Here is an 11,677-nt window from a genome sequence, read left to right as displayed (position 1 = left end):
AAATGTACGGCGATTCATCTGTGAGTGATTGTTGTGATGTTTTCATACGTTAGAAAGTGCTGTTGAATGCTGTATTTTTACTGTTGGTTGATTGTACAAATTTTGTTGGAAAGTTTTCCCATTAGTAGTTCGGGCCATTGTTATTTGGTTGAACGCATTGCGCAACAATATGGTTATGTTATTGATCATTATCATGATGTTGTTTCATATACTCATGGCATTGGGTGGGTACGTGTTGCGCTGGTGGACCATTTTGTGCATGGGGTTACAGTATTTGTTGTTGCATGGTTCTTTTTTTCACGATGGTCATTCTTGTTGTTGCATGTGCGTAGATGTTGGCGCATTATACTCAACATTATTGGCCTCACGTTTGTTGCTGATTGTATTACGGCCGCATGTTATTTTTTGATACGTGCGTATTCTATTGCCATTCCATTGAGTGTTGGTTTTATAGTAACCGCGTTAGCATTGCTTTCGTTGCGTTTTGTGTCAAGGCGTAGAAAGCCTTCTTTTAATGTTGCGCATGCCTGTCTGCTTGGTTTTGTGCAAGGATGCGCTTTGTTGCCGGGAATTTCTCGCTTTGCAACAACCTACGTGTGCGCTCGTTGGCTTGGGTTTCCTTCTCATAAATCTTTTGAATTATCATGGTTGGTGGTCTGGCCACTCATTACTGTTGCATTTTTGCATAGTGCTAGTGTAATCATGATTTCTGGTGTTCAATCACCTTTGCTGCAACCTATTACTCTGCTGGTTATGGCGAGTGCGGGCGTTGTTTCTTTTTATGCGTTACGCTGTGTTGCAAGACGTGCTGATGCACACACAATGTGGTGGTTTGGCTTGTATATGCTGGTGCCGATTCTTATCTCATTGATGATTTGATTTCTCCATATCCTGCAAATTCTTGCATCACTTCATGCGCATTATCTACACTCAACATTAAAGTATGAGAATGAATCATTAATGAGGGGTAATGCCATGTTTAAATTTCGTTCAAAAACAGTAGGTGCGCTGTCCTACAAACAAGATCTTATTGCATGTTTGCTGATAGCTGCTGCATTGTTTGTAGCAGTAGCCGTATTTTCGCACAATGCACATGACAGCTCATGGTTTTATTATACCAATATGCCAAATCCAACACGTAATTTAGGTGGCATTCTTGGCGCGCATGTGTCTGCATTCCTTTTATATTTGTTTGGGGCATCCGCATTATTATTGGCAGGGTTGTTGTTTTTTATTGCCTATCTCGTGCTTACGCGCATCTCTTATAAGCAAGAATGGGAGAGGCTTGGTGCGAGTGGGTTATTACTATTTGTGTGTGCTGCGTTGTGCAGTTTGTATCACATTGATTTTTTTGGTGCGCAATTTCCTGGTGGTTTGTTGGGCGACATGGTGCGCAAACATATGGCTACGGTCTTTGGTGTTGTTGGTGGCGGAATATTCCTCCACATGCTTTTGTTGATTTGCTTTATTTTGTTAACGCGATTTTCTTTCATGTTGCTGGTGCAAGCTCTCATGCGTGGCGTACGGGTTGTTTTGAGCAAAAGCTTTTTGCTGCCGGTTGGTCGATTTTTGTATAAACTTGGGGTGGTAGTGGTAATGCCGATTGCAGCAGCAGCTCGGTTTATAAAAAAAATGTACGATGGCGCTGTGTTAACTGATGATGACTATTCTGTGACTGATTTTGAACGAGATTTGCTTGCGTCAGCAGACTATGGCGCGATCGATTCTTCTTTCTTTGATGAGCAGGCAACCGAAAATCATAGCATGCAGACTATGGAGCATGTCTACACTGCCGGATCAATGAAGGCAGAAGTTCAGCATGATATAATGAGTGATATTGTTTATCATGTGCCGACTGAAACTCATTTATTTGATGATGTTGCTTTTGAAGAACCAGCAGCTGATCTCGTGGCGGAAGAAGATGATGGTATGCTCGAGCCGATACGAAAAGATGTTACGTCTAAGCCGTATCGTCTCCCGCAAGATGGAATTTTTACCACCGCACGCACGGACCAGCAGGACACCCGTTCAAATAGAGACGATCAACGTTCAAAAATATTAGAAGAAAAATTAGAACGTTTTGGTGTGTACGGCACCGTGACCTCTATTAAATCTGGTCCGGTGGTTACGTTGTTTGAATATCAACCAAACATTGATACTAAGGTGAGCAAGATTGTGGCGCTTGAAGACGACCTTGCCATGGCTTTGCAAGCACTGAGTATTCGCATTATTGCTCCTATACCTGGTCGTTCGGTGGTTGGGTTTGAGGTAGCCAACAAACAGCGGCATGATGTGTTATTAGCCCATACTATTTATTCATCGGCGTATAAAGATTTTAAAGGTGCATTGCCCGTGATTTTGGGACAAGATACGGTTGGTAACCATGTGGTGGTTGACTTGGTTCGCATGCCGCATCTGCTTGTTGCTGGTTCTACCGGATCAGGTAAATCTGTTGCCCTTAATACCATGCTCATTAGCCTTTTGTGTAAATGCAAGCCAGCTGAATTGCGCCTCATGCTCATTGACCCTAAGCGCCTTGAATTTGCCAGTTATGCTGACATTCCTCATTTAATATTCCCTATTATTACTGATGCCAAACGGGCGACGATGGCTCTGCGCTGGGTGGTCAAACAAATGGAAGAGCGGTACGAATTAATGGCTGGTTGCGGCGCGCGTAATATTTTTGACTATAACGCCATGGTTGGCTTGCATGAAAAGGCGACAGAGCCAATGCCGTATATTGTGGTGATCATTGATGAATTGGCCGATTTAATGATGACAGCCGGCAGGGATATTGAGGATTTGATTGCCCGCATTACCCAAATGGCTCGTGCGGCAGGTATTCACATGGTGGTTGCAACGCAACGACCTTCGGTTGATGTGATTACGGGGTTAATCAAGGTTAACTTCCCCAGCAGAATTTCATTTCGCGTAACTTCAAAAATCGATTCGCGTACTATATTGGACTGTGGAGGAGCGGATAAGTTGTTGGGTCGTGGTGATATGCTCTTTTTGGACGCAGCAGGGTCGCTATTGCGCCGTGTCCATGGCGCTTATGTGTCAGACAAGGAGATTAATGACGTGGTAGCCCATGCACGGGCTGAGCAACCACCACACTACCTTCATTTAGCCGAGCAAGTCAGCACAGGCTATGGTAATGCCGATGAGTCCCTTGACCAAATTTATCACGATGTTTTGATATTTTTGAAAGAAATTGACGAAGTTTCTATTTCGTTGTTGCAACGCAAATTTCGCATAGGTTTTAACCGATCAGCACGAATCATTGAGCAACTTGAACAGCAGGGGTTAATTATGAGCGCAGATGGCGGCAAAACAAGAAAAGTGATTCATTAGTTTTTTTTTGCTATACTTGACAAATGTACAAAAAAAAGACATTTTTTGTGTTCATATATAGATGTAGAATGCTACTCTAAAAACGAGTGTAAATAATATTAAAATTCCTGGATAGTGAGATGTCAATGCATTTTGATGAACAATTTATACGTAAAACGTTGCCTGATGTTTCTTTAATAGCCAATGCGGCGCCAAAGAGACTTTCTTTTGCCGTTGATACTCGCATGTTGCAAGAAGGTGATATATTTGTTGCTGTGCAAGGGGTTCATATTGATGGTCACGCTTTTATTGATGAAGCAATTAAAAAGGGCGCATCAGGATTGATGATTGCCGCAAGCAAACAAGAGTTATTAAAGAAAATAGATCCTAAAAAACGTGAGACATTGTTTGTGCTCGTGGTGCAGGACACCTTGCAAGCATTGTTTGATTTAGCAAAAGCATGGCGTGCTCAATTCACCTATCCTGTTGTAGGGATAACTGGGTCGGTCGGCAAAACATCAACTAAAGAAATGTTGGCTAATATCCTAACATTAAATGATATGAAGTTTATCGCATCACAGGGTAATCAAAACACCAAAATTGGTGTTGCTATTACGATCTTCAAGATGCATCCAGAATGCCAAGCCGCTATTTTTGAGGTTGGTATTAACAAGCGTGGCGAAATGGCAGACATCGTTGATATGCTGCGTCCAACAACAGCTATTGTTACCAATGTAGGGCATTGCCATATGGAAGGCCTTGGATCATTGGCTGACATTGCCTTAGAAAAGCGAGATATATTCAAATATTTCACCGAACAAAGCATTGGTATTATCAATGGCGATCAAGCATTGTTGTCGCATGTTGCCTACACTCATCCAGTGATTAAGTTTGGTGCTAAAACAACCAATCAAATTCAAGCGCGTAAAATTCGTGCTACAGGAACTGCGGTTACCTGTGTCATGAAGATTTATCGCGAAAAATACACTGTGACCTTGCCGCAACCACACGCTGGCGTTGTATTCAATGCGCTAGCAGCAACAGCAGCAGCTCTTTGGTTAGGTGTTTCCAATAAAGTCATTTTACAGGCGATTGAACAACCATTGCAGGTTGCCGGCCGCTTTGAGCAAAAACAGCTCAAAGATTTTAAAGGCGTCATGATTAATGATTGTTATAATGCCAACCCAGAAAGCATGAAAGCGGCATTATTAGCCTTCCAAAACATTGAGACGAGCTCCCAAAAGATTGCTATACTTGGTGATATGCTTGAGCTAGGCGTCAATTCTCCTTTTTGGCATAGACAGTTGGGTAGATTCTTGCGCAAGGTGTCTTCATTAAAACAGGTGATTTTAGTTGGCGATCTGGTAAAATGGACTAAGAAAACAGCTCCTATTGGATTGCATGTTGAAGTAGTTCCTACTTGGACGGCAGCAGTTGAAGCATTGCAGGGTAAACTTAAGGAAGAATCGGTTGTCTTGGTAAAAGGTTCACGCGGCATGGCGTTGAATAATCTGATTGATACTTTTACCGAAAAACAAAGTTAGAATTCCACATCACATTTCAAATCGATGGTTTTAGATGACTCATAATGATAATGACGATATAGAAATAATAGAGCCCAAGAGATTTCATAAACCAGTGTTGGTTCAAGAGGTTTTGACCTACCTCGATCTTAAACCTGGCAAGGTGTACTTGGATGTTACTTTTGGTACTGGCGGGCACACGAGGGCAATTCTTGAGCGCGAGCCTGGATGCCGGGTTATTGCCATGGATTGGGATCAAGAAATTTTGGACACCTATGGCGTGCCTATGGTAGAAGAGTTTGGCGATCGCTTACGTCTTATTTGGGGTAATTTTGCATTACTCTATAAAATCTTAAAGCAATCAAACATTAAATCTGTTGACGGTATTTTGGCCGATTTTGGTACATCCCAAATTCAGTTGATGGATCGTCCTGGTTTTTCAATGTTCAAAGACACGCCGCTTGATATGCGGATGTCCCCAGCGCACCAACAAATAACTGCTTATCAAGTTATTAATAAGAGTTCTGATACTAAATTGCGAGAAATTTTCTGGCAACTTGGCGAAGAATCTCAAGCTAAGCAGATTACTCAGGCAATTATGGATGCGCGTAAAAAGGGATGGATTTCAACAACCAAACAGCTTGTTGAAATTATTGAACGTGTTGTGCCACGACAAAAAAAATCAAGAACGCATCCAGCAACCAAAGTGTTTCAAGCATTGCGGTTGTATGTTAACAGAGAGTTGAATAACATTACTGCGTTTATGCCTATGGCATTACCTGCACTCAGCAAGGGTGGCCACTTGGTATGCATTAGCTTTCATTCACTTGAAGATCGTTTGGTTAAGACGTTCTTTAGGGAGCAAGAAGAAAAGGGTGCTGTGAAAGTTTTAACGCACAGAGTTGTGTCTGGAACGCCTGAGGAGATCCAAGAAAATCCGTCCGCACGCTCTGCTAAATTACGAGCCGTAGAAAAAATTTGAAAAAGTGAAATGATTGTTTGACAAAACCCTCAGATACCATTAAATTAAGCTTCAATTGGTTAATTTAACTAGTAAAAAAAAAGATAGTAATTCAACTTTCTCTAAGGGTTATACACATGACAATAACTGAAGTAAAAGTTTATCCAGCTAAAGAGAGTGGAAGATTGAAAGCGTACGCGACAGTGGTTTTTGATAATTGCTTCATTGTCCGTGATTTGAAAATTATTGAAGGACATAAAGGTTTTTTTGTTTCGATGCCTTCACGGCGCAGAAATGATGGCACCTTTAGAGATATAGTCCACCCTTTGAATGCTGACACTCGTAAACTTATCGAAGACAGCATCGTAAACGAATATCAACGAGTTATAGTACTCGAACAGGATCAACAACCTGACTACAACGAAGCAGAGTAGTTGATTTTTCCTTTCACATCGATCTAAGAAATTTCTTTTCTATTGGGGCGTAGCCAAGCGGTAAGGCACCGGTTTTTGGTACCGGCACGCGGAGGTTCGAATCCTCCCGCCCCAGCCAATCAGGTTGATCTGACATTTTTGTCATGCTTAAAAATGGCTCTCGCAGCTCTGCAAGCAGTTTCCCATCATCCAGTTTCAAGTTCGAATATACAAAATTCAAAAGTTGTCGTTTTTCATCAAAATTCGAACTCTCAAAAATCTCCCTAGCGTTTTTAGCTAATCCCAGCACGGTTTCTGCAGTCATTAGGCATGTTTCATCGCCGCTTACATGAGCTTGCATTTCAGAAGTGATTTCTCGTTGTCGTTTTTTATACTCATCCATTTTCGTGCGATATGATTCTTGATCTATACTTCCATCCAGATGCATATCGATTAATTTTGATGATCTGTTTTGAATGTGGTCAAATTCTTTGCGGAGCGTTTCTTGAGAGTTCTTAAAGAATGCTTGTTCATGAGCGTACGATTGCTTCAAGTACGTGATAACCTCTTGTATTTGGGTATCAGTAAGTTTAATGCGATCAAAGTGCTCAAGCAGGACTTCAAGCAGCTCCTTCTCATTCACCCATACTTTTTTACAGATTTTTTTTGAGTTTCCACAGGTGTAATATACATATCTTTCTTTTTTGATATCGCCTGAAACGGTACATCCACAATACTGACATTTTATCAGGCCGCGCAGGAGTATTAGTTTTCCTGCATATTGAACAGGCGCTTTGTTATGACCCGTCATGACCTTCTGTGCTTGGTAGAATAATTCTTCAGCAATGAGTGGCGGATACTTATGTGAATGCAATTCACCTTTTATGCGCATGACACCATAATAAAAAGGATTTTTGAGAGTTGCTTCTATTCTGCTGGGTAGTATTTTTCGACCATGAGCATTTTTGACGCCAACTCTATCCATTTCATTGGCAACTGTCTGAAATGAATGGAGCCCCGTAGCATAGAGCTCAAACATTTTTATCACGTAGGGAGCATTTTGTGGATCGACCTCGATGCTTTTTTTGCCTGAAGGTAGATCAATGTTTTTATAACCAAAAGGTGCCTTTGCGCTCCATTCTCCATTCTTGATACTTTGCTCTTTGCTTCTTTTTACATTGTCGCTGAGTTGTCTTACATAGCTTGAGGCAAACAGTACACCCATGTCCCATTGCATGAGCTGAGAGCTGTTGGCGTGTTGATTTACAATAAGATTCTCGCGTAAGAAATGTAGTTCCAATTTTCCTTCTTTACGCAGTTCATCAAATAGTGGTGTTTCGCGAAAGCTTCGTTGTAAGCGATCAACCGTATCGGTAACCAGAGCTACTGGTTCTTTTGATTGCTTGATAAGTGTAATGATGTGATCGAATTGTTTGCGTGTGTCTTTAGTTGAAGATTCGGCTATTTGGAAAACGTGCTCAACGTGCAGCTTTTTTTTAGCAGCATATTCTGTGAGCCTTCTGACTTGCGCTGGAATTGATTGTCCTTCTTCTTGTTGTTCCTTGGTTGATACCCGGGCAAGTATGATTGCTTTCATAAGTTTAAATCCTTATTTTACGGTTAATGTATGATAATTACGGTTAAATACTACATTAATTATGCGCGAAAGCAATATGATTTTGAATAATTTATGCGCGAAAGATTGAAAATATTAAACAATGGGCTTGCATTGGAAAAAAATCTGGGTTAGTATGCTTCTCGTCAGGTTCGTTTATTAATGATTATGATAGAAGGTTTCCCCTAGTGGAAGATAAAAATAAAAAAGATATTTTAAGAAACTTAACTGAGGATGAACTTGTTGAACGACAAGAACAAAATCTTGATGTTGTAATTCCTCCCATGAGCGACAAGCAGTTTGAGGCTGGGCGAGAGCACTTTAGAAAGCTTCGTGAAGAAGAAAAAGAAGAAGAAAAATTTTCAATTCTTAGGCGTACTGAAGAAAGTAAAAAGTTATTTGCTCTTAAAGAAAAGTTGCGTAGCCATTACCGTGATATTGTTAATGAACTAGAATATTTACCTTTGTCGGCAGCAATTAATGATTGGTTATTGGAATTCGAGCATAGCACGCGCCTCAAATATGCTGAGTATATGACTGACATGATTAAGCGCAAAATAATTCACGAATATTTTGCGGACGGTAAAATTTTTACTGTCGGTGGTTTTCGTCATATGCGTCATGAACAAGCGCTTGAGTATATAAAAAGCGTGCAAGATTGGACTGAGGGCTCACGGCAAGCACGGGCTGCTTGTTACATCTCATTTACCTCATATCTTCATTGGATTAGTGATAGATGGTTCAGGCGCGCTGTTCCCTCCAAAATGGACGAAGGTAAGACGTTTTATCGTCTGAGTTCTAAGACCATTACTCAAGCTCTTAGCTTGGAAGACTGGCACCATTTTCTAGATGTTCTTGATGCAAATAACCAAAGGGATTCCCTAATTGCACGTTGCATGTTGTATGGTGGACACCGTGTTTCAGAGATATTAAATATCAAAGTTGCTCAGCTTGATCTTGAAAAAAATATTATACGATTTGCGCGAGGAAAAAATAAGAAGTTGGAGCTTCCGGTTGTTTATCCAGCGCCTTTTATTGATGAGCTGAGAGCGTATATTCAAGCTACTGAAAAACAAAGAGAAGATTCAGATTTTGTTTTTATTACCAGAAAAGGAAAGTCATTGACGCGATCACGTTTAAATTATTCCTTTGCGCATGCTAGTGCTCAAGCGGATATAGAGAAAGTGACGCCTGAAATTTTACGGGCAACATGGATCAGATTTAATAAGGAAGATGTTGTTGATGAGAAAATTTTACAAGTTAAACGTTATAATTTTAAACCAGGTTCCAAGGGGAATCAAGAATGACAGAATGGATTAAGAAAGTGAAACCGGAAAGCGCGAACTCCCCGGTTTCGTAAAGAAAATTGAGAATAACGACCCTCAACTCATCTTTAATCTTAATACTTTTTATGGATTTGTATACCCTTCAAAAAAAGGTACATAAATTCATAAGTCTATCATATGACCCTATGGGATCTCCTTACATAAGGAGACTCTATGTCACAAAATTTACATAACACCTTGAGTGATTTGCCCCAATTTCTAAGCTCTCACCATCTGGTTGAGCTTGGTCTATATCCAAGCCTAGATGCTGTGTATTTGGCCCGCGTCCGGGGTCATAGTCCTGATTTTATAAAACTTAAGCGTAAAGTGCTGTATCCCAAAAATAGTGTGCTTCAGTTCATTGAACAGCGCATGAAAAAGGGAGGCTCCTCCGGATCCGATAGTGATAGTCCACAACAAGGACAATAAATCGCTTTAAGGAGAGCATGATGCACAAACAAGAACAACGTGGCAGTGAAGTAAAATCAATCTGCCCCAATGATGACATGAAGCAACTGTCGGGGTTCTTCCTAGTTCTTTTTAAAGTCTTTCTAAGAACGAGACAAAAAGACACAGAGGGGCTCAAAGGACAGCCAAGTTTTGATACTCATAAATAATTAAATGTAAAAAAAGGCCATCGAAGCATTTTCTGTATTTCGATGGCTCAAATTAAATAGGAATTTATATGGATAATCATATCACAAATATCAAGGATGAGCAAAAAAATCAAACTTCAAAACATCTATCCTATCAGGATATCCGCAATGAAGATCTTGAGGGCTTAGAAAAAGAAGAAAAAGAACTTAATGAAAAAAAATCAGGGCTTGACCATGCCGATACTCCATGGAAAAACTTCCTAGAAATATCAATTGAAGACTTGGATCAAGCAGAGGCATCGCAAATCCTTGCTTTACAAGAGTCTTATAAGGCATTTCAGATACAACAACAATTGTTTGAAAATACGATATATCTTGAGCCTTCAAAGTTACCGGAGTCTGTGGATGCCGCAGAAAAATTACTCCTCAGGAGGTTGGATCATATCTATCAACGATCGGGAAAATTGGTTCGTGTGACAAAAATCTCCAACTCACCGAACGATAAAAACACTTTGATAAAAAGATCCCCTGATGCGATAGTTATCAAGGAAATCGATCAGTCATTTTTAACAGTCTATCTGACCAAAGCCGGAAGCTTTATAAGTATGGAGGGACGCTCAGGTAATCCTAAGAAAATCGATTGCCCAGAAAGAATTTCTAAATATTTGATTGCAAAGCAGGAATGGAATATACCGGTCTTGGTAGGCATAATTAACGCACCAACATTACGAATTGATGGTAGCATTTTAGATTGTCCGGGCTATGACGCTATTTCGGGTCTTTTGTTTTTTCCGGGTGAACATACTTTTGAGAAGATTCCTCAACAACCAACATTCGAAGATGCTATACATGCTAAAGATGAGTTGCTGGAGCTCTTAAAAGATTTTCCTTTTGAAGATGAAGCAAGTAGATCAGTTGCTTTGGCAGCAATTCTTACAGCCCTTATTAGAAAATCCATAGAAACAGCACCTTTATTTGGTTTTACTGCTCCTAAAATGGCAAGTGGAAAAACTCTTTTGGCAGATGTCGTTGCGCTCATTGGTACTGGAAAATCTAATAGCGTTATTTCCCAAGCTGAAAATGAAACTGAGGAAAAGAAACGCATCCTAGCGGTGTTAATTGAAGGTGATTCTATCATCTGTTTTGACAACATAGAAAAGACTTTTAAGAGTGCATGCTTGTGCTCTATTTTAACACAGCGCGAATATAAAGATCGTTTGCTGGGGGGAAATGAAACAAGAACAGTATTGACCAATGCAACTTTTTTAGTGACGGGCAATAATTTGATTTTCATGGGTGACATCTCAACCAGGTCATTGCTGTGCAAGCTTGATGCACAAGTTGAGCGTCCCGAAGAGCGATCTTTTGCCTTGGATTTACGAAAACATATACCTCAGAATCGTAGTAAGCTTGTGAGGGCTGGATTAACTATTCTTCGTGCTTATTATCTCGCTGGAAAACCAACACAGGACATTAAACAATTTGGACGATTTGAAGAATGGAGCGATTGGGTTAGATCTGCAATCGTATGGATTGGTATGGCTGACCCATGCGAAAGTAGAAAAGATATAGAAAATTCAGATCCGGTAAGGATATTGCTCAGTTCATTATTTACTGCATGGCACGTACTTGTTGGAAGCAAAGAGGTTAAGATAAAAGACCTTGTAGAAGAAGTGGCTCCCTTAAGCGCCAATACGGAAGCAAGCACCAATACGGAAGCACATGAAACACTGCGAGAAATTTTTCTTGAGTGGGCTCCTGACAACAGAGGAGGTATTAATCAACGTAGTTTAGGCAAGAAGCTTGCTTACTATAAAAATCGCATTGAAAGCGGCTTTCGCTTAGAACAAAGTGGTACCCATCAAGGAACTTCTTTGTGGCGCATGAAAAAAATAACCGTGTAAATGGTGG

General features: G+C 40.5%; 9 protein-coding genes and 1 tRNA gene. All 10 read left to right on the top strand.

The genetic code is table 11. The features are described 5' to 3' along the window. Window positions 1–66 precede the first annotated feature (66 nt). The 10 genes from NTX86_02390 to NTX86_02345 all read left to right on the top strand — a co-directional run bounded on the left by NTX86_02390 (window position 67) and on the right by NTX86_02345 (window position 11,670). Window positions 67–879 (top strand): undecaprenyl-diphosphate phosphatase, encoded by an 813-nt coding sequence (locus NTX86_02390; GenBank protein ID MCX5922151.1) that lies wholly within the window; start codon window positions 67–69, stop codon window positions 877–879. Between the two features lie 96 nt (window positions 880–975). Next, the gene (locus NTX86_02385) at window positions 976–3,354 is read left to right on the top strand and encodes a DNA translocase FtsK (GenBank protein MCX5922150.1); all 2,379 of its coding nucleotides are present in this window, start codon (window positions 976–978) and stop codon (window positions 3,352–3,354) included. 119 nt (window positions 3,355–3,473) lie between these two features. Next, window positions 3,474–4,877: a UDP-N-acetylmuramoyl-tripeptide--D-alanyl-D-alanine ligase gene (locus NTX86_02380; GenBank protein MCX5922149.1), complete on the top strand. Its 1,404-nt coding sequence runs from the start codon at window positions 3,474–3,476 to the stop codon at window positions 4,875–4,877. Window positions 4,878–4,911: 34 nt separating this feature from the next. Continuing rightward, window positions 4,912–5,838: a 16S rRNA (cytosine(1402)-N(4))-methyltransferase RsmH gene (gene rsmH / locus NTX86_02375; GenBank protein ID MCX5922148.1), complete on the top strand. Its 927-nt coding sequence runs from the start codon at window positions 4,912–4,914 to the stop codon at window positions 5,836–5,838. Between the two features lie 116 nt (window positions 5,839–5,954). Next, window positions 5,955–6,251 (top strand): septation regulator SpoVG, encoded by a 297-nt coding sequence (spoVG, locus tag NTX86_02370; protein MCX5922147.1) that lies wholly within the window; start codon window positions 5,955–5,957, stop codon window positions 6,249–6,251. 43 nt (window positions 6,252–6,294) lie between these two features. After that, window positions 6,295–6,369, top strand: a tRNA-Gln gene (locus NTX86_02365). Between the two features lie 1,664 nt (window positions 6,370–8,033). Next, window positions 8,034–9,152: a site-specific integrase gene (locus NTX86_02360; protein ID MCX5922146.1), complete on the top strand. Its 1,119-nt coding sequence runs from the start codon at window positions 8,034–8,036 to the stop codon at window positions 9,150–9,152. A gap of 192 nt (window positions 9,153–9,344) precedes the next feature. Next, complete coding sequence (locus NTX86_02355) at window positions 9,345–9,599, top strand: hypothetical protein (GenBank protein ID MCX5922145.1); 255 nt, start codon at window positions 9,345–9,347, stop codon at window positions 9,597–9,599. A 17-nt stretch (window positions 9,600–9,616) separates the two neighbouring features. After that, window positions 9,617–9,787 carry a hypothetical protein gene (locus tag NTX86_02350; protein ID MCX5922144.1) on the top strand — a complete coding sequence of 57 codons (171 nt, stop codon included), beginning with the start codon at window positions 9,617–9,619 and terminating at the stop codon, window positions 9,785–9,787. 68 nt (window positions 9,788–9,855) lie between these two features. Beyond that, window positions 9,856–11,670 carry a hypothetical protein gene (locus tag NTX86_02345; GenBank protein MCX5922143.1) on the top strand — a complete coding sequence of 605 codons (1,815 nt, stop codon included), beginning with the start codon at window positions 9,856–9,858 and terminating at the stop codon, window positions 11,668–11,670. Window positions 11,671–11,677: the final 7 nt, after the last annotated feature.

The organism is Candidatus Dependentiae bacterium (assembly GCA_026389015.1).
Taxonomy (GTDB): domain Bacteria; phylum Babelota; class Babeliae; order Babelales; family Vermiphilaceae; genus JAPLIR01.
This window is presented reverse-complemented; position numbering and strand designations above follow the sequence as displayed.

What these genes read in the sequence shown, in the direction of transcription:
- spoVG (MCX5922147.1), top strand. Translation starts at nt 5,955, where the DNA reads ATGACAATAACTGAAGTAAAAGTTTATCCAGCTAAAGAGAGTGGAAGA.
- NTX86_02350 (MCX5922144.1), top strand. Translation starts at nt 9,617, where the DNA reads ATGATGCACAAACAAGAACAACGTGGCAGTGAAGTAAAATCAATCTGC.
- rsmH (MCX5922148.1), top strand. Translation starts at nt 4,912, where the DNA reads ATGACTCATAATGATAATGACGATATAGAAATAATAGAGCCCAAGAGA.
- NTX86_02355 (MCX5922145.1), top strand. Translation starts at nt 9,345, where the DNA reads ATGTCACAAAATTTACATAACACCTTGAGTGATTTGCCCCAATTTCTA.
- NTX86_02390 (MCX5922151.1), top strand. Translation starts at nt 67, where the DNA reads ATGCTGTATTTTTACTGTTGGTTGATTGTACAAATTTTGTTGGAAAGT.
- NTX86_02380 (MCX5922149.1), top strand. Translation starts at nt 3,474, where the DNA reads ATGTCAATGCATTTTGATGAACAATTTATACGTAAAACGTTGCCTGAT.
- NTX86_02385 (MCX5922150.1), top strand. Translation starts at nt 976, where the DNA reads ATGTTTAAATTTCGTTCAAAAACAGTAGGTGCGCTGTCCTACAAACAA.
- NTX86_02345 (MCX5922143.1), top strand. Translation starts at nt 9,856, where the DNA reads ATGGATAATCATATCACAAATATCAAGGATGAGCAAAAAAATCAAACT.